Source organism: Halopelagius longus, from assembly GCF_900100875.1.
Classification (GTDB): domain Archaea; phylum Halobacteriota; class Halobacteria; order Halobacteriales; family Haloferacaceae; genus Halopelagius; species Halopelagius longus.
Genome location: NZ_FNKQ01000003.1, coordinates 703,043 through 722,705, shown reverse-complemented (window position 1 = coordinate 722,705; position 19,663 = coordinate 703,043). Strand labels below are relative to the sequence as shown.

Genomic DNA, 19,663 nt, shown 5'->3' with positions numbered 1-19,663 from the left:
CGCGCGCGTCTCTCGCCGCCGAAACGGCGATGACCGTCTCCCTCAAGTACGTCGGACACGTACCGGCGAGCAATGAGCGACACGTCCGGTTCGGAGAAGGGACCGCTCTCTCCCGACCGCCCGGCGGCGGACCGCGACTTCCGCGTGGACGCCCCGTTCGACCCCGCCGGTGACCAACCGGAGGCCATAGAGAAGCTAGCTCGCGGCTACGAACAGGGGATGGACACCCAGACGCTCCTCGGCGTCACCGGGTCCGGCAAGACCAACACCGTCTCGTGGCTGATAGAGGAGATTCAGAAGCCGACGCTCGTCATCGCCCACAACAAGACGCTCGCCGCCCAACTGTACGAGGAGTTCCGGAACCTCTTCCCCGACAACGCGGTGGAGTACTTCGTCTCCTACTACGACTACTACCAACCGGAGGCGTACGTCGAACAGACGGACACCTACATCGACAAGGACATGTCGATAAACGAGGAGATAGACCGCCTGCGACACTCCGCGACGCGTTCGCTCCTCACCCGCGACGACGTCATCGTCGTCGCCTCCGTCTCGGCCATCTACGGCCTCGGCGACCCGAAGAACTACACCGACATGTCCCTCCGTCTGGAAGTCGGCGACCGAATCGACCGGGACGAACTGCTCGGCCGACTCGTCGACCTCAACTACGAGCGAAACGACGTGGACTTCCAGCAGGGTACCTTCCGCGTCCGCGGCGACACCGTCGAGGTGTTCCCGATGTACGGTCGCTACGCCGTCCGCATCGAGTTCTGGGGCGACGAGATAGACCGCATGATGAAGCTCGACCCCCTGCAGGGGGAGGTCGTCTCCGAGGAACCCGCCGTCCTCGTCCACCCGGCGGAGCACTACTCCATCCCCGAGGACAAGTTAGAGCAGGCCATCTCGGAGATAGAGGAACTGAAGGAGCAACGCGTCCGCTACTTCGAACGACAGGGTGACCTCGTCGCCGCCCAGCGAATCGAAGAGCGGACCACCTTCGACATCGAGATGCTCAGGGAGACGGGCTACTGTTCGGGCATCGAGAACTACTCCGTCCACATGTCCGACCGCGACTCGGGCGACCCGCCGTACACCCTGCTCGATTACTTCCCCGACGACTTCCTCACCGTCGTCGACGAGTCCCACCAGACGCTCCCGCAGATCAAAGGTCAGTTCGCGGGCGACAAATCGCGGAAGGACTCCCTCGTGGAGAACGGCTTCCGCCTCCCGACGGCGTACGACAACCGCCCGCTGACGTTCGAGGAGTTCCAAGAGAAGACGGACAAGAAACTGTTCGTGAGTGCGACGCCGGGCGACTACGAACGCGAACAGTCCGAGCAGATTGCCGAGCAGATCGTCCGCCCGACGCACCTCGTGGACCCGAAGGTGGAAGTCGAGGACGCCACCGGACAGGTGGACGACCTGATGGACCGCATCGACGAGCGAATCGAACGCGGCGAGCGAACCCTCGTCACCACCCTGACCAAGCGGATGGCCGAGGACCTCACCGAGTACCTCGAAGAGTCGGGCGTCTCCGTCGCCTACATGCACGACGAGACGGACACGCTCGAACGCCACGAACTCATCCGCGACTTACGCCTCGGGGAAATCGACGTGCTGGTCGGCATCAACCTCCTCCGGGAGGGTCTCGACATCCCCGAAGTCTCCTTGGTCGCCATCCTCGACGCCGACCAAGAGGGCTTCCTCAGGTCGGAGACGACGCTGATTCAGACGATGGGTCGCGCCGCCCGCAACGTCGAAGGCGAGGTGGTTCTGTACGCCGACAAGCGGACCGACGCGATGGAGTCGGCCATCGAGGAGACCCAACGCCGCCGCGAAATCCAACAGGAGTTCAACGAGGAACACGGCTACGAACCGACGACCATCGAGAAGGCCGTCGGCGAGACGAACCTCCCCGGGAGCAAGACGGACACCTCGAAGGCGACGGGCGACGCCCCCGGAAACGAGGAGGAGGCCAAACAGCAGGTCGCCTACCTCCGAGACCGGATGCAGGAGGCCGCCGACAACCTCGAATTCGAACTCGCCGCCGACATCCGCGACAGAATCCGGAAACTGCGCGAGGAGTTCGACTTGGACGAGGAGGAGGGCGTCGCCCCCGAGAGCGACCCCGACGACGGACTCGCGCCGCCGGACGAGTTCTGACCGTGGTGACGTTCGCCGCGGGCGGGTTGCTCCGCCGGGGCGACGGCCGCCTCTGTCTCGTCCACCGACCGCGGTACGACGACTGGGTGCTCCCGAAGGGGAAACTCGAACCGGGCGAGTCGCTGGTCGAGACGGCCGTCCGCGAGGTTCGCGAGGAGACGCGGTGCGCCGTCGAGTGCGGCCCCTTCGCCGGGCGCTACCAGTACGACGCCGGTCGGCAGGGACCGAAAGGCGTCTTCGTCTGGCGGATGTCGTTGGTCGAGGCGTACCGATTCGTCCCCGACGAAGAGATAGACGACCGGACGTGGCTCTCGCCGTCGTCGGCGACGGACTGTCTCACCTACGAGAACGAACGTTCGCTCGTCGGGCGGACGCTCTCGGAGTGACCGCGGCCGTTCCCGTCTCGCGGACTGACTCTCTCCCGAACCCGAACGTCGCCGTAGAGCCTTGAGGGTTCGCCGCGTTGCGCCCGGTATGGACGCCTCCGCTCCCCCGTCCGACTCCGGAACGGTACTCGTCGCCTACGCCACGACCGAGGGACAGACGCGGGCGGTCGCAGAGCGAATCGCCGTCGTCGCCGACCGGCGCGGCGCGGAGACGACGCTCGTGAACCTCGACGCCCCGCACGCGGACGTCGACCCCGCGTCGTTCGACGCCGTCTTCGTCGGCGGGTCGATACACGGCGGGTCCCACCAGCGGTCCGTCTCGGAGTTCGCCGAGAACCACCGAAACGCGCTCCGTTCGGTTCCCTCGGGCTTTTTCTCTGTCAGTCTCTCGGCGGCCAGCGACGACCCGGAGATTCGGGAGAAGGCCGAAGAGTACGTCGAACGGTTCACCGCGAACGCGCGGTGGTCGCCCGACCGGACGGCGACGGTCGGCGGCGCGTTGAAGTACGGCGAGTACGGCTTCCTCAAGCGGTTCGTCATGCGGAGAATCGTCGCGAAGATGGGCGGCGATACTGACCCGCGACGGGACTACGAGTACACCGACTGGACCCGCGTCGAACGGTTCGCAGAAGAGGTGTTGGACCTCGCGGCTGTCTCGTCGGTGTCGCGGACGAACGCGCGCGGGTGAGTCAGCGCTCCTCGTACTCGCTCTCCGTGGCGTCGGACCGCCCGGCGATGTTCTCGCCGTTTCCGATGTCGCCGTTCGTCCCGGCCAGAATCTCCTCGACGTCGTTCAGTCCGAGGAGTTCCTGCGTCTCGGCGTCGAAGTCGTTGCTCTCCAACGCCGCCGACTCCTGTAGGTCGCTGTCGGTGAGTTGCCGGCCGTAGCGCCCGAGAAGCGAGGTGAGTTCCTGCGGGAGGACGTACGTCGTCGAGGGCGACTCGCCGATGCGAGCGAGACTCTCCATCCCCCGTTCGACGATGGCGCGTTCGCCCATCGACTCGGCGGACCGCGCGCGCAGGACCGTCGAGATGGCGTCGCCCTGCGCTTCGAGAATCTGGCTCTGCTTTTCGCCCTGCGCGCGGATGATGTTCGACTGCTTCTCACCCTCTGCGCGTTCGACGGCAGAGCGACGCTCACCCTGCGCTTCGAGAATCATCGCGCGGCGGCGGCGTTCGGCGCCCGCCTGCTGTTCCATCGCGCTTTGGACTTCCATCGACGGCTTCACCTCGCGGACCTCGACGCTCTCGACGCGGACGCCCCACTCGTCGGTGGGTTCGTCGAGTTCCTCGCGGATTCGGCGGTTTATCTCCTCGCGGCGCGACAGCGTCTCGTCGAGTTCCATGTCGCCGATGACGGCCCGGAGCGTCGTCTGTGCGAGGTTCGACACGGCCCGCTCGTAGTCGTCGACTTCGAGGAACGCCCGCTTTGCGTCCATCACCCTGATGTAGACGACGGCGTCGGCGGTGACCGGCGAGTTGTCCTCCGTGATGGCCTCCTGCGGCGGCACGTCGAGCGTCTGCGTCCGCATGTCGAAGCGGTACGTCTTCGAGACGAACGGCGGGACGACGTTCAACCCCGGTTCGAGCAGCTTCCGGTACCGACCGAGGACGGTCAGCGCCCGACGCTCGTACGCTTGGACGAACTCGACGGCGCTGTAGAGGGTGGTGACGGCGAGCGCCAGAATCACTGCGCCGACCACTACCACCGGGTCGGGAGGGAGGACGAGGAGGGCGACTGCGACGGCGACGACGGCGGTCAGTGCGGTGACCAACCAGTCCGGCGGCCCGCGGGCCGATAGCCGTCCCAGCGTGCGGAAGACGCTTGCCATAGTGAAACGTTACCGTCGAGCAACATTAAGCGTGTCCCGTGGGCGGCACAAATATCGACGTTCGACTCGCCGTTCGTTCTCCGTCGATGACGTTATATCCGCTATAGTTGAACAGTCTCCAGATGACACGAGAGCCCTCCTCTCCGAACAGACGGCACTTCCTCCGCCGACTCGGCGGCACCGTCGCCGCACTCGGACTCGCCTCCGCCGCCGGGTGCGCCGCCCCCCGCGCCATCTCCTCCGAGGGCGGCGGGTCGAACCAGTTCGACGGGTCGGGCCTCGACGCCGCGGCGTTCCGCGACTACCGCGACGAGATGCGGGCGCGGTACGGAGACCACGGCATCTTCGGGGCCCGGAGTCCGCCGGACGACTCGTCGTTCGTGACCGCGTGGACGGAGGAGTTCACGACCGGACGCGAGTCGTGGACCGACGACGGCGACGGACTCGTTCGCGCCGACTTCGCCGTCGCGCGCTACCACCTCGGCGAGAGGCCCGACGGCGACAGGATAGACGCGTGGCTTCTGTGGGCGGGCGCGCGCCCCCTGACGGAGACGGCCCGACTGCCGGAACTTCCGGGCGGGTACGAACCGAAGACGAGCGTTCGCGTCCGCGCACTCGGCGTCAACCTCGGGTTCGCCGGGTCGCTGAATCTCGTCCACAACACCCCCGACGGCGACGTGAAGCCGTCTCAGGCTGGCAGGTACACGGTGCTGTCCGGCGGTCAGTCCGTCGTCGTCTCCGCGGACGCGCCCCTCGACACCGGAACGGTCCGACCGAAGGCCCCGAAGACGTGGGATTCGCCGCCGGTGACCGGATTAAAGGAAGACGGCTACACCGTCAGTTGGCAGGGCCGGTCGGCCGACGCCGTCTCCGTCGTCGCCGTCTGTACGACCGCGCTCCCCCCGAAGGCCGACCCCTCGGCCGTCGCCGTCAGCTTCGAACACCACGTCGCCGCCGGGGGCTACCTGTTCGATTGACGCGTCCCGACGCGTTCTTCACACGCCGGGGTCACTCGAAGACGTGTTCAGCCTGAACATCCTCGCCCCGGGGAGCGTCGAACGACTCGCCGAGGACCTGTTTCCGCTTCTCTCGCCGTTCGAGAAGGTCCGAGAGCGGCACACGCTCGTCGTCAAGCGACTGGAGGGCGAGGATTCGCTCCCGCACGTCAGAGAGCGACTGCGTTCGGTGCTTTCGGGGCGGCCGCCGTTCGAGGTGCGGACGGACGGCATCGACTTCTTCGAACGGCCCACCCGCGGGGAGGGGCCGGTCGTCTACCTCCGAATCGAGAGCTCTGGACTCTCCGACTTACATTACGACCTCTGCCGGGAGTTCGGCGTCGTCGAGGGGATGGAGGCCGACGAGTACACGCCGCACGTGACGCTGGCCCGCGGCGGGCGGGTAGCCGACGCCGAGGCGTTGGCCGACAGAGAGATAGACGACGTGCGCTGGACGGTGAACGAACTCGCCGTCTGGGACGCCCGCTACCGAGAGGCGGCGGCGCGGTTGCCGCTTCGGGGTTAATCGCGCGCCCGCAGTCGCATCCCCATCGGTTCGTCGGGGTGCATCGTCAGCGACCCGCGCAGGTCGAACGGTTTCTCGCGGACGTACTCCAGTTCGTACCGCTGAGCGACGGTGCCGAGTATCAGTTGCGCTTCGAGCATCGAGAACTGCTTGCCGATGCAGTGGCGCGGCCCGCCGCCGAACGGGAAGTACGAGAACCGCGGGCGCTTCGCGCGCCGTTCGGGGAGCCACCTGTCGGGGTCGAACTCCTCGGGCGAGTCGTACCACCGCGGCGACCGGTGGACGACCCACTGCGGCAGCATCACCGCGGAGCCTTCGGGCACGCGATAGCCGCCGAGGCGTACGTCCACCTGCGGTTCGCGGAAGATGACGTACACCGGCGGGTAGAGTCGCATCGCCTCCTGTAACACCCGCTCGATGTAGTCGAACCGCCGCACGTCGGCCATCGTCGGCGTCTCGCCGCCGCAGACGGCGTCGAGTTCCTCGTGAACCTTCGCCTCCGCCTCGGGGTGTTGCGACAGCAGGTACCACGCGTACGTCAGCGTCAATGCCGTCGTGTCGTGGCCCGCGAGTAGCATCGTCATCATCTCGTCGCGGAGTTGCTCGTCGGTCTGGTCGCCCCGCTTCTTCGCGCGCAGGAGCACCGACAGGAGGTCCCTCGGCGCTCTCTCCTCCGGCGCGTCGGTGACCGTCGCCGAGGGGTCGCTCTCGGTTCCCGTCCGTTCGGCCACTATCTCGTCGATGATACCTTCGAGAACCCGCACGGACCGCTTGTACTCGCGGTTCTCCTTCGTCGGGGCCCAGTCGGGGACGAGAAAGCGGAACGGGTCGGGCTCGAAGCGCCTCCCCAACGGTTCGAGGTTCGCTTGGACCACCCGCGTCCGTTCGTCGTCGATGCTCGCCCCGAACATCGCCTCGACGATAATCTTCACCGTGACGCGCGCCATCTCCAACTGCACGTCGCGTACGTCGCCGTCTTCCCACTCCTCGACCATCGCCGTCGCGTGGTCGGTCATCACGCCGGACAGCGACGCGATGCGCCGCGGGTCGAACGCCGGTTTCGCGAGTTCGCGCTGTTTGCGCCACGTCTCGCCCTCGCTCAGGAGCAGGCCGTCTCCGAGGAGCGTTCCGATGGCGTCGTCTTGGAAGTCCGGCTTGTGGAACTTCGCGTCCTCGGTCACCAACACCCGCTCTACGTCGGCGGGGTTGGTGAGCATGTACGTGTCGATGGGTCCGAGTCCGAAGTGGATCACGTCGCCGTACGCCTCGGCCACGTTCGTCAGGAAGGTGAAGGGGTCCCTCGCGTAGTGCCGACTGCTGCCGAACACCGGCACGCCCTTCGGTCCGGGGGGCTGGGTGCTCATCGTGTCCGTGTTGGGCCGAACGCGTATGAGCCGTTCGAAGTGGTAGCGGTTAGCACACCCTCCCGCGACTCGGCGTCAGGGGCTCGGCGGCGCGCCGTCGTAGGCGTCGTGGTCGGCGTAGAAGTTCAGCATCGCGAACTTCAGTTTCCCCGGCGCGACGTCTACGAGTTCCGCGCGCTCCTCCGGGGGGAACGTCGAACGGACGCCGTACTTGCCCATCTCGGAACTCGCCCGCGTGTAGCGTTTGTCCGCGACGACGCGCACGCCGAAGTCCTCCGGCGACCGGATGACGCGCCCGAGGGCCTGCCGCGTCTTCCGAATCGTCGGAATCTCGACGGCGTAGCGCCACCCCGCCTCCCGCCTGTCGCCGTACGCCCTGTCGTAGGCGTCCTGTATCGCCTCCATCCGTTCCGAGAGGTGCGGGTAGGGGACGCCCACGACGACGACGGTTCGCGCGTCGTCGCCGTCGAAGCTCACGCCCTCCGCGAGCGTTCCCCACAGGGAGGTCAAGAGGACGGCACCGTCGTGCGCTACGAACGTCTGCCGCAGTTCCTCGGTGGGCGTGCCCGCCTCGTCCAAGAGGAGTCGGTCGGTCACGTCCATCCGCTCCGTGAGTCGTTCGTGGTAGCGTTCGGCCTCGGAGTACGACGGGAAGAACACGAGCGTGTTCCCCGGCGTGAACCGGGAGGCGTCCGCGAGCACGTCCGTCAGTTTCTCTTGCGTCCGCGGTTCCTCGCGTTCGCTCTTGAACAGGGCGGGCGTCTCGACGGCCAGCGTCCGGCGGTTCTCCTCGGGGTACTCCAACCCGTAGGCCATCGTCTTCGGGTCCGAGAGGCCGAGAACGTCCTCGGCCACGTCGAACGGGCGGAGCGTCGCGCTCATCAGGATGCTCGCGTGCACCTCCTCGAACAGCGTCTCCGTCACCTCGCGTGGGATGCAGGTGTACAGTTCCGCGCGGCCGTACACCTCCTCGGTGCCGCCGTCGCGCCGGACCGAGCACATCGGGTGCTGGCCGAGTTTCGCGCCGTCGGCCATCCACGCCGCGACGAACTCCGCGGCCTGCAGGGTCTGACACTCCTTTCTGGTCGTCGTCTCGCCGTCCTTGTACGCCTCCTCGTACTCCCTGTCGAGGCGCTTGCCCAACTGGAGGGCGAGGTCCACCTCCGTGTCGATGCCGCGGCCCTCGTAGCGGTCGAGGAACGTCAGCGTCAACTCGTCGCGCCTGTCGCGGTTGGCGATGGAGAGGTCGTGCCAGTCGTCGCCGACCTGTTCTCTCTCGCCGAAGCCGAGGGCGTCGTCGTACGTTTCCCGGAGCGCACCGAGGAAGGCCGAGAGGACGTTCCGCGCCGACTCCGTGCGGGAGTCGTCCGCGTCTTCCAGTTCGCTCAGCGCCTGTTCGAGCGTGTTCTCGGTGAGGCTCCGACTCGCGTGGTCGCGGGCGGCCGACTCGATGTTGTGCGCCTCGTCGAAGACGGTGATGACGTCCTCGGGGTCGCGGTTCAACCAGCGGAAGAACTGCTCGCGGATGTTCGGGTCCAACAGGTGGTGGTAGTTGCAGACCACCAAGTCCACCTCCTCCATCCCCTCTTTCAAAAGCTCGTAGCCGCAGAGTTTCCGCTGGTCGGCGTACTCGTAGATGTCGTCGGGCGTCCGCACGTCGTCGAACAGCCACTGGAAGAACTCGTCGGTGTTCTCGGTGAGGTTGTTGTGGTAGTACTCGCAGATGTTCCCCTCCCGCAGTTCTTCGAGTTCCTCGTCTAACTCGTCGAGTTCGTCCGTCACGGCGGTTCGGGCCTCCGCCGCGCCCTGTTCGCCCTCCCGCATCCGTTCGACGAGTGCGTTCGCCTGCTCCGACAGTTCCTCGCGGTCCTCCTCTTTCTCGACTAAACTGCGCGTCGTGTCGCGGAGGGTCTGACACTCCTGGTACTCCACGTCGATGTGACACATCGACGATTTCCCCTTGAACACGACGGCGCGGATGGGTTCCTCGCGGGTGATGGCCCGCGCGTCCTCGACGAACTGGCGCATCTGCTGGTGGACGTTCGTCGTGATGACCACCGTCTTGTCCTCGCTCTGTGCGTACTCCAACGCCGGAACCAACGCCGAGAGCGTCTTCCCCGTCCCCGGCGCGCCCTCGATGAGCACGTCTCGCTCCTCGTCTAGCGCCTCGGCGATGCCCGACATCGCCTCGCGCTGATTCGGATACGGCCGTTCGTACGGGAAGAACCGCATGTGCCCGCTCGTCTCTGCCACGTCCGTCCTTTGCCCGTCATCGGTTATAACGTCCCGGTTGGGGGAATACGGTTCCGAGCGAGACTGTCCGGAGATGGATACAGTCGCGAACGGAGCCAAAATCCCGAACAGGCGGACGGGCGTACCGGCGTGCGAATGCCGTTCTCCCTCGCCGCGTCCTCTCCCGTCGCTCAGGGCGGCCCGATTCCGTCGTCCGTCGCGGAACTGCTCCGGTCGTACGGAATGCTCGTGGGGCGCGTCGTCGCCTTCGTCCTGGCGTTGCTCTTGGTGTGGACGCTCGGCCGACTGGTCGTCGTCCCCTTGGTGGGGCGACTGGTGAGAGAGCGCGGCTTCGACGCGACGGTACAGAGCCTCTCGACGGACGTGACGCACGCGCTGGTCTTCGTGCTCGCCTTGGCCCTCGCGTTCACCGTCGCCGGGTTCGGAAGCGTCATCGCCGCGTTCGGCACCGTCGCCGGTGCGCTCTCTCTGGCCCTCGGGTTCGCCGCGCAGGACCTGTTGAGCAACTTCGTCGCGGGCGTGTTCATCCTGAAGGACGAACCGTTCGAGGTGGGCGACTGGGTGGAGTGGAACGAACGGGCGGGCCGCGTCGAGGACATCGACCTGCGCGTCTCCCGCATCCGGACGTTCGACAACGAACGCGTCACCGTCCCCAACTCGGAACTCGCGGGCAACGCCGTGACGAACCCCGTCGCCTACGACACCCTCCGCCAACGCGTCGCGTTCGGTGTCGGCTACGACGAGGACGTCTCTCGCGTCCGCGCCGTCGTCCTCGAAGAGGCGGCGAAGAACCCCGAGATTCTGACCGACCCCGAACCGACCGTCCTCGTCACCGAACTCGGCGACTCGGCGGTCGAACTCGAAGCGCGCTTCTGGATTGCGGACCCCTCGCGGGCGAACTTCGTGGCGACGCGCTCCGACTTCGTCCAGTCCGTGACGGAACGCCTCGGCGGCGAGGCTATCAGCGTCGTCTGACCGTCGCGCTCGATGGACTCGTCGCCATCGAGGTGGCCATCCCCTCGATGTACTTCCTCTCCGGCGGCGCGACCGGATTCACCATCCACGTGGCCCACGGCGCGGTACTCGGCGTCGTCTTCGCCGCTATCGCGGCGACGCGAACGGATCTGACGACGGGGAAGAGCGTCGGACTCGGCATCGCATACGGCATGGCCGTCTGGGCCGTCCTCGCCGTCGTGGTGGTGCCTATCTGGCTCTCCGCCGTCGGGTCGCCGGCGAACCCGCCGCTTCCGAACGTGAACGTCACGAGTCTCGTCGGCCACCTCGTCTACGGCGCGGTGCTGGGACTGACGTACCCGACGTTCCGCGACGCACTCCGCTGAACGGAGCGAACTCCCCCTGCGAACCTATTTGTGGCACCGAAATGTCACTTCTCTCCGTGCGTCCCCGAACCTCCACCGTCACTGTCGCAGTCGCCCTCCTCCTCGTCCTCTCGGGGTGTAACGCACTCTCGGACTCGCCCACCGCCGGGAGCGAGTGGGTGTCGCCGTCGGAGTCGCTCCCCGAGGAGCTCCCGCCGGGCGTCTCCGAGTCGGGCGTCGACGCGGACGCCCTCATCGACGCGAACCGCGCCGCACTCTACGGCGAGGGGTTCGCCCTGCGGACGAACAGTATCGGTGGCGACGAGTCCGTGCGGGCCACCGCCGACCGCTCTCGCGTTCGGTACGACGTGAACACGTCCGGCCCCGACAGGGAGGTGTTCCTCGACGGCGAGACGATGCACGTCAGGACCCACCGCGGGAACGACACCGACGTGCGGACGGCCCCTCGGTCGAAAGACGCCGCCGCCGTCCCCGACTCGTTCGTCCGCGACGACAGACTCGCGCAGTTCCTCCGCGCCGCCGACCACGAACCCGTCGGCACCGTCGAACGCGACGGCGAGACGCTGGTCGTCCTCGAAGCCGACGAGTCGGACCTCTCGGCGGACGCGTTCGGCGACTGGAACGTCTCGACGTTCCGGTCGCAGGTTCTCGTCGGAAGCGACGGCCTCGTCTACGAGTTCCGCGGCGCGGCCGAGGGCACCGACGCCTCGGGTGAGGAGTTCCGCGTCGCACCCCGCTACTCGCTCGAAGCGGTCGGAAACGTGAGCGTCGAACGGCCCGCGTGGGCCGACGGGGAGTAATCCTCAGTCGGCACGTTCCGCCCGATTGATATGTGTGCCGCCGAAACTGGCTGACGGATGCCGCCCTCCAATCCGCTCATCGACCCGGAAACCGGCGATATCGACCTGCATCGACTGTACTACGAAGCGCGCCCCATCGCCGAACTGACAGTGGTGTTCGTCGGCGTGGCACTCCTCCCGTTCGCCGCCGCGTTCCTCTTCGGTCCCTCGTGGGTCGGTGCCCCGTTCGCCGTCCTCGGCCAGTTCGTCCTCGCCGTCGGCGCGGGCGTCGTCCTCCTGTACGTCATCTCCCGCGCGATTCAACTCGCCGCGGAGTCGGGCGGCGACGGTGTCGACGAACGACGTTCGTCGGCCCACCAGACCGAGTCTCGCGACGTTGCCGAACAGGGTTCGGCAAGCAGTCAGGATTCGCCTGACGACGCCGACGAGTAGCGAATCGCCTCAGTAGTCGAGTCCGAGAACCCTGTTCCCGGCGAGCAACCCGCCGGCGACGGCGAGAAGCGCCATCAGGAAGCCGAACGAGACGGTCCACCCGAAGAGGTCCGCGAGAACTCCGACGACGACTGACCCCGATGCGGCGACGGCCATGTACGTCGTCCGAATCAGGCCGAACCCGGAACTCTGCTCGGCCGCCGAGAGGTTGTCCATGAATCGGGGGAACACCGCCGCGCCCCACCCCATCCCGAGTCCGAGGAGGCCGATGCCGGCCCACGTCCACGGCAGGCCGGGCCCGGCTAGGAGGACGGCGAAGCCGGCGATGCCGGCGACCATGCACGTCCCCGCCGCCGCGTCGCGGCCGAATCGGTCGGCGAGTTCGCCGACGCCGACCTGCAGGACTCCCTGCGCGACGAAGTAGCCCGCGAAGAGCGTCCCCGCCATCGTCTGCGAGTAGCCGTGATGCTGGACGAAGAACGTCGGGAGGAAGGATGCCAACGCCTGCCACGTGAAGTCCGCGAGGGTGGCGACGACGCTCGTGAAGGCGATACTCGGCCGGGAGAGAAGCGTCAGTATCGGTCCGAGGTCGAACCGCTCTCGCATCGGTTGCTCGGGCCGTCGCGGTTCGGTCGGGCGAATCCGCCACCAGAAGAGGGCGGCGACGGGCGCGGCGAGGGCCGCGACGAGTCCGACGGCCGTCCGCCACCCGTGGGAGACGGCGACCCACGTGACGGCGACGGGCGTCACGAGTCCCGCGAGGGGGCCGCCGGAGTTGTGCAGGCCGATGGCCTTGCCGATGTCGTCGTACGTCCGGGTGATGAGCGCGGTAGCGACGCTGTAGTGCAGGCCCGCCGCGGCCCCCAGCAGGATAGTCCCGAGGAGGAACACGGCGAATCCCGGCGCGACGGCTATCAGGAGCGTCGTGAGGCCGGTACCGGCCACGGACACGAGGACGACGACGCGTTCGCCGAACCGGTCCGCGAGGACGCCGCTCGGAAACTGGACGGCGGCGTACGCGACCCACATCGCCGTCAACGCCCCGCCGATGAGGGAGTTCGAGATGTCCAACTCGGCGGCGATGTCCGGGATGAGCGGGCTTATCGCCAGTCGTCCGACCATCGTCACGAAGAACGCGACGGTACAGAGCGTCAGAACCGTCTCTCGGTATCTCCATCTCATCCGACGAAACTCCGAGTGACCGGCGGTCGGTCTCTACGCTCCGCGAGGGCCGCCGCCGGGTAAGAAACCACGAAAGGGGCCGGTTACTCCGGTTCCGATACACCCGGTCCGCTACTCGAGCAACTCCACCAACAGCCCCTTCTGGGCGTGCAGGCGGTTCTCCGCTTGGTCCCACACGAGGGCGCGGTCCGATTCGAGAACGTCGTCTGTTATCTCCTCGCCGCGGTGGGCGGGCAGGCAGTGCATCACCTTCGCGTCCGTGCCGGAGAGGAGGTCCTCGTTCACCTGATACCCCTCGAACGCCTGCAGTTTCTCGTCGCGTTCGGACTCCTGTCCCATCGAAATCCACACGTCGGTGTACACCACGTCGGCGCCTTCGACGGCCTCCTCCGGCGTGTCCACGATGGTCGGTTCGTGACCCAACTCGGCGGCCTGTTCGACGCACTTCTCGGACATGCCGTAGTCGGGCGGCGTCGCCACCGTCAGGTCGAGTCCGGCCATCGCCGCGCCGACGACGAACGACTGGCCGACGTTGTTACCGTCGCCGACCCACGCCGCCTGCACGCCGTCGAACCCGCCGAACTGTTCCCTGATGGTCAGAAGGTCCGCGAGCGTCTGGCAGGGGTGGGCGTCGTCGGTCAGGCCGTTGACGACCGGCACGTCGGCGTACTCGGCTATCTCCACGAGGTCCTCGTGGGAGAACAGGCGCGCCATCACCGCGTCCACGTACCGCGAGAGCACGCGCGAAGTGTCGGATAAGGGTTCGCCGTGACCCAGTTGGATGTCGTCGGGGCCGAGGAAGACGGCGTGGCCGCCGAGTTGGGTCATGCCCGTCTCGAAGGAGATTCGCGTCCGGGTGCTCGGCTTCTCGAACAGCATCCCGAGCGTTCGCTCGGGGAGTCGAGCGTCGTCCGCGCCGCTCTTTATCGCCGCGGCGCGGTCGAGTATCGTCTCCAGTTCGTCCGTCGTCACGTCGTCGATGTCGAGGAAGTGGTCGGTTTCGAGCATCCGGATAGTCTCCAGTTAGTCTGTGAGCGTCTCGCAGACGTCCGTCAGTACCTCGATGGAACTGTCGTACTCCGCGAGGTCCAAGTGTTCGTTCGGCGAGTGATCGAGGTCCGAGTCGCCGGGGCCGTACGTCGCCATGGGGCAGTCCCACTCCCCGGCGAAGATGTTCATGTCGCTGGTTCCGGTCTTCCGAAGCAAGCGGGGTTCGCCCTCCGCCTGCCGGATGGCGACGCGGAACGCCCGCGCCACCTCGGTTCGGGGACTCGTCATCACGGGCGGGATGGGCTTCTCCCAGTGGACGCTCCCGCGCGTGAGTTCGCCCTCGGCGACTTCGCGCACGTCGTCGATGGTGAGACGCGGGGGGACGCGGAACTGCACGTCCACCGTCGCCTCCACCGCCAGTCCGTCCTCCGTGGGGCCGCCGTCGAATTTGACGGGCTTCGTCGTCACGGTGTCGAAGACGCCGTCGGACTCGTCCGCGTCGAAGAACTCCGCGACGCGGGACCACCAGTTGACGGCCGACTGGATGGCGTTGTTCTCCGGCCGGGAGGAGTGGCCGAGTTCGCTCGTGGCGACGTACGTTCCCGAGAGGAACCCCCGGTAGCCGAGGGTGATTCCGTCCCACCCGGAGGGTTCGCCGTTGACGACGGCGCCGGGCTCCTCGCGGTCCTCGACGAGGTGCCACGCGCCGCGGGAGTTCGTCTCCTCGCCGACGACGCCGACGAACGAGACGCCGGTTTGGACGGCGGCGACGGCCATCGCCGCCAGCGGTCCGGTGGCGTCCACGCTTCCGCGGCCCCACAGCACGCCGTCTTCGACTTTCACGGGCACGTCGCCCGGCACGGTGTCGATGTGAGAGGTCAGAAGCACCGAGTCGTCGGCGGGCGCGCGCACGTTGCCCACCTCGTCTATCCACACCTCGCGGTCGTGTTCCTCGAAGTACTCCTTGAGACGCTCCGCCGCGGCCGCCTCGTCGCCCGACTGCGAGGGGATGGAGACGAGGTCAGCAAGCAGCGTCTGCGCCTCGGTCAGGCCCTCGGTCAGTCCCTCCTGCACTTCGAAGGCGTCGTGGTCGAGTTCGATGCTCATCTCAGCACCTCCGCGAACGACTCGACGAACCGGTCGGCGTGGGACTCCTCTATCGTCAACGGCGGGAGGAGGCGCACGACGGTCCGACCGGCGGGGAGCGCGAGAATCTGCTCCTTCAGCGCGAGGTTCTTCAGCACGCGGTTCGCGCCGCGCTTGACCTGTATCCCTATCATCAGGCCGTTGCCGCGAACCTCCCGCACCGGTAGGTCCTCCTCCTCGGCGACGCGTTCTATCTCGGAGCGGAGGTACTCGCCCACCTCGGCGGCGTGGCCGGGCAGGTCCTCCTCGACGATGGTGTCGAGCGTCGCGTTCGCCGCGGCGCAGACGACGGGGCCGCCGCTAAAGGTGGACCCGTGGTTGCCGGGGTTTTCGGCTATCCAATCAGCGACCATCGTCGCTCCGAGGGGGAGGCCGTTGGCGATGCCCTTCGCGGACGTTATCGCGTCGGGGACGACGCCGACCTGTTCGCACGCCCAGAGCGTGCCGGTACGGCCGACGCCCGTCTGAATCTCGTCGAAGACGAGGGCCGCGCCGACGTCTTCGGTCGCCTCGCGGGCGACTTCGAGGTACTCCGCCGTCGCGGGGTGGATGCCCCCCTCGCCCTGCACGGGTTCGAGGAAGACGGCGGCCGTCTCCTCGTCTACGGCCTCGCGCAGTTCCTCGGCGTCGCCGTAGGTGACGAACTCCACGTCGCCCGCCAGCGGTTCGTACGGCCGCTTGTACTCGTCTTTCCACGTCATCGCCAAGGAACCCATCGTGCGGCCGTGGAACGCGCGCTTCGTGGCGATCACCTTCGAGCGTCCGGTCGCCGACCGGGCGAACTTCATCGCCGCCTCGTTGGCCTCGGTGCCGGAGTTACAGAGCCAGACGTTCGAGAGATCGCCGGGCGCGAGCGTCGCGAGTTTCTCGTACAGTTCGGTGCGGGCGGCGACGGGGTACGACGCCTGCACGTACGTCAGTTTGGCCGCCTGCTCCCGTATCGCCTCGGTGACGGCGGGGTGGGAGTGGCCGAGGGCGGCGACGGCGTACGACGCGCCGAAGTCGAGGTACTCGGCGCCGTCGGGGCTGTACAGGTGCGCGCCCTCGCCGGACTCGATTTCGATGGGCTTCTCCGAGAAGACGAAGCCGCTCATTCGGCGGTCACCTCCTCCTCGTCGAGAGCCGTATCGTACACGTGCGTCCCGCCGCCCGAAAGCGCCTCCACGATGGGGTCGCGGTTGTTCGCGTCGGCGACGATGACCTCCGTCGCGCCGCCGGAGAGCGCCTCCTTCGCCGCCATGACCTTCTTCGTCATGAAGCCCTCCGCGGCCTCTTCGAGGGCGTCGAACTCGGCGGCGGTCCTGACCGACTCGATGAGCGTCGCGTCGTCGTCGGGGTCCTCGTAGACGCCCGCAACGTCCGTGAGGACGACCAGTTGCGCGCCGAGTGCGCCGGCGACTGCCGCCGCCGCCCTGTCTGCGTCGGCGTTGACGGGAACGCCGTCGTCGGCCAGCATCGGGACGGTGACGACGGGGACGTAGCCGTCGCCCAAGAGCGTCGTCAGGAGCGAGTCGTTCACGTCGGTAATCTTCCCCGAGTGGTCGCCGCGCTTTATCTTCTTCTTGCCGTCCTCGATAACGCGGACGGCGGACTTGCGGGGCCCCGTGAGGAGGCCGCCGTCGACGCCCGAGAGACCGAGGGCGTCCACGCCCGCCTCCCGCAGGGTGGCGACGATGTCCGTGTTGAGTTTCCCGGGCATCACCATGTTGAACACCTCCATCGTGCGCTCGTCGGTGAAACGACCGACCACGCCGCCCGGCGTCTCGACGTAGGTGGGTTCCTCGCCGAGTTCTTCGAGCGTCTCGTCTACGGCGGTCGAACCGCCGTGGACGACGACCACCTCGCGGCCGTTGGCGACGAGGTGCGCCACGTCCTGCACCGCACCGGCCGGGTCCACGGCGCGCGCGCCGCCTATCTTCACGACGACCGGCGGGTCGTCGCTCGGCGGGTCCGGACTCTCGTCTCGGAGGTCGGTCTCGCCTCCGTCTGCGAGCATCTCGTGTGTCTCCGAGTCGTTCGACTCGCGCGCTTCGCGTGCGTCGGTGGTGTCTGTGGTGTGCATCGTGTTTGTGGTCGGTCAGTCTAGGGCGCTCCGACGGGGTGGAGACCGGTGAACTCCAGTCCGGCCGTCTCCTCCAATCCGAGGGCGACGTTCGCGCCGTGGACGGCCTGCCCCGCGGAGCCTTTCATCATGTTGTCGATGGCCGAGAAGACCACGACGCGGCGGTTGCCGGGGTCCAACTCGAAGCCGACTTCGCCGTAGTTCGTCCCGGCGACGGCCTTCGGTTCGGGGTAGCGGTAGACGCCGCCGCCCCCGGCGACGGTGCGCATGAACGGTTCGTCGGCGTACGACCCGCGGTACGCCTTCCAGAGGTCGCCCTTCGAGACGGGCGCGTCGGGGAAGACGTGGCAGGTGGCGCTGGCGCCGCGAACCATGTCGACGGCGTGGACAGTGAACGACACCGAGACGCCGAGGAACTCCTCGATTTCGGCCTCGTGGCGGTGGCCGGTCGGCGCATAGGGGCGGACGATGCCCGACCGTTCGGGGTGGCTGGAGGCGTCGCCGCCGCCCGCGCCGCCCTCCGAGGATCCGACCTTCACGTCGACGACTATCTGCTCGTCGCCCGAGAGGTGGCCGGCGTCCAAGAGGGGCTTGAGGCCGAGGATGGTCGCCGTCGCGTTGCACCCGCCGGAGGCGATGAGGTCCGCGCCGGGCAGGCTCTCGCGGTTTATCTCCGGCAGGGCGTACTCCGACTTCTCTAAGTACTCGGGGCAGTCGTGCCCGTCGTACCACTCGTCGTACTGCTCCTCGGAGTTCAGGCGGAAGTCCGCAGAGAGGTCGACGACGGTACCGGCGGCGTCCTGAAACTCGTCTATCTGCTGCATGGAGACGCCGTGGGGCGTCGCCGCGAACAGCACGTCCACGGATTCGAGGTCCTCCGGCGAGGTGAAGCGGAGGTCCATCTCCCGCAGGTTCGGGTGGACGTGGCCGACGGTCTTCCGCTCCTTGGAGCGACTCGTCGCCTGTACCACGTCGAAGTTCGGATGCTGGTAGAGCAGGCGGAGCAGTTCCCCGCCGGTGAAGCCGCTTCCGCCGACGACGGCGGCGGTGTACGTCTCGCCTGCCGTCATGCGGTGGCCTCCGCGACGTGTTCGTCGGCCTTCGCTTCCAGCCAATCGACGACTTCCGCGGGCACGTCCACGTCGACGGCCTCGTTCAGCGCCTTGAACTCGACGGTGTGGTTGACTTCGTGGACGGTGTAGTCATCTCCCGTCTCCATCAGGTCCACGCCGAGCAGTCCGCCGCCGACGGCGTCGCTCGCCTGTTCGACGAGTTCGAGCGCTCTGTCGTCCAACTCGAAGGCCTCGACTTCGCCGCCCTTCGCGGCGTTCGTCAGCCAGTGGTCCGAGGAGCGAGTCATCGCGGCGACGGGTTCGCCGTCGACGGCCAGCACGCGGATGTCGCGGCCGGGCTTCTCGACGAACTCCTGCACGTAGAACACCTTGTGCTGGTAGTGCCCGAGGGTGGCCTTGTGTTCGAGGATGGCCTCGGCGGCCGATTCGGAGTCCACCTTCGCCATCAGCCGTCCCCACGACCCGACGACGGGCTTCAACACGCAGGGGTAGCCGAACTTCTCGATGGTCTCCATCGCCGAATCGACGGTGAACGCAACCTCCGTGTTCGGCGTGGGGACGCCCGCCCGTTCCAGCGCGAGGCTGTTTTTCACCTTGTCGGCGCAGACGTCGGCCGTCTCGGAACTGTTGACGACGGGCACGTCGTAGGCGTCGAGGAACTGCGTGATGTACAGACTCCGGCTGGTCGCCAGACAGCGGTCCACGACGATGTCCACGTCGTCGAACGCCGCCGGCGGTTCGCTGATGTTGAACTGCTCTTTCCGGACGTCTATCTTCGCCACCTCGTGCCCGCGCTCGCGGAGTTCCGAGAGGAGCAGCTTCTCGTCTCTCCGAATCCGGGAGTAGAGCAGCCCAACCTTCATCTCACTCGCCCCAGTCCTCTTCGAGTTCGGGCGCTTCTTCCAGTGTCACGGGGTCCAGAGAGACGACTTCCAACTCCGCGCCCGTGGCGGGGCTGTCCACGATTTCGCCGACTTCGACGTCGGCGGGGAGCTCGATTTCCTCTCCACTCAGCGGATCTTCGGCGGTAATGGTTTCTGCCATCGTATCTTCGGCTCAGCGAGCCAGAGACTTAAACCCATCGAACTTATCAACGAAATTAAAAGAACGGAGAAGCCT

At 67.2% G+C, this 19,663-nt stretch carries 19 protein-coding genes and 1 pseudogene; 9 read left to right on the top strand and 11 right to left on the bottom strand.

Annotated elements, in window-relative coordinates:
* The first annotated feature begins 72 nt into the window (after nt 1–72).
* The 3 genes from uvrB to BLS11_RS14470 all read left to right on the top strand — a co-directional run bounded on the left by uvrB (nt 73) and on the right by BLS11_RS14470 (nt 3,237).
* On the top strand, nt 73–2,163 hold the full coding sequence (gene uvrB / locus BLS11_RS14480) for an excinuclease ABC subunit UvrB (protein ID WP_092538452.1): 2,091 nt from the start codon (nt 73–75) through the stop codon (nt 2,161–2,163).
* Between the two features lie 2 nt (nt 2,164–2,165).
* Nucleotides 2,166–2,549 carry an NUDIX hydrolase gene (locus BLS11_RS14475; protein ID WP_092538451.1) on the top strand — a complete coding sequence of 128 codons (384 nt, stop codon included), beginning with the start codon at nt 2,166–2,168 and terminating at the stop codon, nt 2,547–2,549.
* Between the two features lie 88 nt (nt 2,550–2,637).
* On the top strand, nt 2,638–3,237 hold the full coding sequence (locus tag BLS11_RS14470; RefSeq protein WP_092538450.1) for a flavodoxin domain-containing protein: 600 nt from the start codon (nt 2,638–2,640) through the stop codon (nt 3,235–3,237).
* A 1-nt stretch (nt 3,238) separates the two neighbouring features.
* On the opposite strand, the gene BLS11_RS14465 is transcribed toward BLS11_RS14470, so the two are convergent.
* The gene (locus BLS11_RS14465; protein ID WP_092538449.1) at nt 3,239–4,381 is read right to left on the bottom strand and encodes an SPFH domain-containing protein; all 1,143 of its coding nucleotides are present in this window, start codon (nt 4,379–4,381) and stop codon (nt 3,239–3,241) included.
* 122 nt (nt 4,382–4,503) lie between these two features.
* Here BLS11_RS14465 and BLS11_RS14460 point away from each other — a divergent pair, with 122 nt between their 5' ends.
* Nucleotides 4,504–5,358 (top strand): hypothetical protein, encoded by an 855-nt coding sequence (locus BLS11_RS14460; protein WP_092538448.1) that lies wholly within the window; start codon nt 4,504–4,506, stop codon nt 5,356–5,358.
* A 43-nt stretch (nt 5,359–5,401) separates the two neighbouring features.
* Nucleotides 5,402–5,902: a 2'-5' RNA ligase family protein gene (locus tag BLS11_RS14455; RefSeq protein WP_092538447.1), complete on the top strand. Its 501-nt coding sequence runs from the start codon at nt 5,402–5,404 to the stop codon at nt 5,900–5,902.
* On the opposite strand, the gene BLS11_RS14450 is transcribed toward BLS11_RS14455, so the two are convergent.
* Together BLS11_RS14450 and BLS11_RS14445 are read right to left on the bottom strand one after the other, a co-directional pair.
* Nucleotides 5,899–7,266, bottom strand: a complete 1,368-nt coding sequence (locus BLS11_RS14450; protein WP_092538446.1) for a cytochrome P450 — start codon at nt 7,264–7,266, stop codon at nt 5,899–5,901. The two genes, BLS11_RS14455 and BLS11_RS14450, sit on opposite strands and share 4 nt — an antisense overlap.
* Nucleotides 7,267–7,341: 75 nt before the next feature.
* A complete protein-coding gene (locus BLS11_RS14445) occupies nt 7,342–9,498 on the bottom strand; it encodes an ATP-dependent DNA helicase (RefSeq protein ID WP_092538625.1) in 2,157 nt (718 codons plus the stop codon).
* Between the two features lie 156 nt (nt 9,499–9,654).
* Between BLS11_RS14445 and BLS11_RS14440 the strand changes: the two genes are divergently transcribed.
* The 4 genes and pseudogenes from BLS11_RS14440 to BLS11_RS14425 all read left to right on the top strand — a co-directional run bounded on the left by BLS11_RS14440 (nt 9,655) and on the right by BLS11_RS14425 (nt 12,091).
* The gene (locus tag BLS11_RS14440) at nt 9,655–10,494 is read left to right on the top strand and encodes a mechanosensitive ion channel family protein (RefSeq protein WP_394327399.1); all 840 of its coding nucleotides are present in this window, start codon (nt 9,655–9,657) and stop codon (nt 10,492–10,494) included.
* 26 nt (nt 10,495–10,520) lie between these two features.
* Nucleotides 10,521–10,859, top strand: a pseudogene (locus tag BLS11_RS14435) (DUF6789 family protein); the annotation flags it as partial.
* A 56-nt stretch (nt 10,860–10,915) separates the two neighbouring features.
* Nucleotides 10,916–11,659 carry a DUF7537 family lipoprotein gene (locus BLS11_RS14430; protein ID WP_139172803.1) on the top strand — a complete coding sequence of 248 codons (744 nt, stop codon included), beginning with the start codon at nt 10,916–10,918 and terminating at the stop codon, nt 11,657–11,659.
* Nucleotides 11,660–11,716: 57 nt separating this feature from the next.
* Nucleotides 11,717–12,091: a hypothetical protein gene (locus tag BLS11_RS14425; protein ID WP_217629021.1), complete on the top strand. Its 375-nt coding sequence runs from the start codon at nt 11,717–11,719 to the stop codon at nt 12,089–12,091.
* Nucleotides 12,092–12,100: 9 nt separating this feature from the next.
* Here the strand turns inward: BLS11_RS14425 and BLS11_RS14420 are convergent, their stop codons facing one another.
* The 8 genes from BLS11_RS14420 to lysW form a co-directional block, all read right to left on the bottom strand.
* The gene (locus tag BLS11_RS14420; RefSeq protein WP_092538444.1) at nt 12,101–13,273 is read right to left on the bottom strand and encodes an MFS transporter; all 1,173 of its coding nucleotides are present in this window, start codon (nt 13,271–13,273) and stop codon (nt 12,101–12,103) included.
* A gap of 111 nt (nt 13,274–13,384) precedes the next feature.
* Nucleotides 13,385–14,281 (bottom strand): ornithine carbamoyltransferase, encoded by an 897-nt coding sequence (gene argF / locus BLS11_RS14415; protein ID WP_092538443.1) that lies wholly within the window; start codon nt 14,279–14,281, stop codon nt 13,385–13,387.
* A 15-nt stretch (nt 14,282–14,296) separates the two neighbouring features.
* Nucleotides 14,297–15,370, bottom strand: coding sequence for a [LysW]-lysine hydrolase (locus BLS11_RS14410; RefSeq protein WP_092538442.1), 1,074 nt, complete (start codon nt 15,368–15,370; stop codon nt 14,297–14,299).
* Nucleotides 15,367–16,503 (bottom strand): aspartate aminotransferase family protein, encoded by a 1,137-nt coding sequence (locus BLS11_RS14405; protein WP_092538441.1) that lies wholly within the window; start codon nt 16,501–16,503, stop codon nt 15,367–15,369. Before BLS11_RS14405 ends, BLS11_RS14410 begins: the two co-directional genes overlap by 4 nt.
* Nucleotides 16,500–17,405 carry an acetylglutamate/acetylaminoadipate kinase gene (locus tag BLS11_RS14400; RefSeq protein WP_092538623.1) on the bottom strand — a complete coding sequence of 302 codons (906 nt, stop codon included), beginning with the start codon at nt 17,403–17,405 and terminating at the stop codon, nt 16,500–16,502. The genes BLS11_RS14405 and BLS11_RS14400 overlap by 4 nt, the downstream gene beginning before the upstream one ends.
* An 86-nt stretch (nt 17,406–17,491) precedes the next feature.
* Nucleotides 17,492–18,541 (bottom strand): N-acetyl-gamma-glutamyl-phosphate reductase, encoded by a 1,050-nt coding sequence (argC, locus tag BLS11_RS14395; RefSeq protein WP_092538440.1) that lies wholly within the window; start codon nt 18,539–18,541, stop codon nt 17,492–17,494.
* Nucleotides 18,538–19,407, bottom strand: coding sequence for a lysine biosynthesis protein LysX (gene lysX, locus BLS11_RS14390; protein ID WP_092538439.1), 870 nt, complete (start codon nt 19,405–19,407; stop codon nt 18,538–18,540). The genes argC and lysX overlap by 4 nt, the downstream gene beginning before the upstream one ends.
* A 1-nt stretch (nt 19,408) precedes the next feature.
* Nucleotides 19,409–19,588, bottom strand: a complete 180-nt coding sequence (gene lysW / locus BLS11_RS14385) for a lysine biosynthesis protein LysW (protein WP_092538438.1) — start codon at nt 19,586–19,588, stop codon at nt 19,409–19,411.
* Between the last annotated feature and the right edge of the window lie 75 nt (nt 19,589–19,663).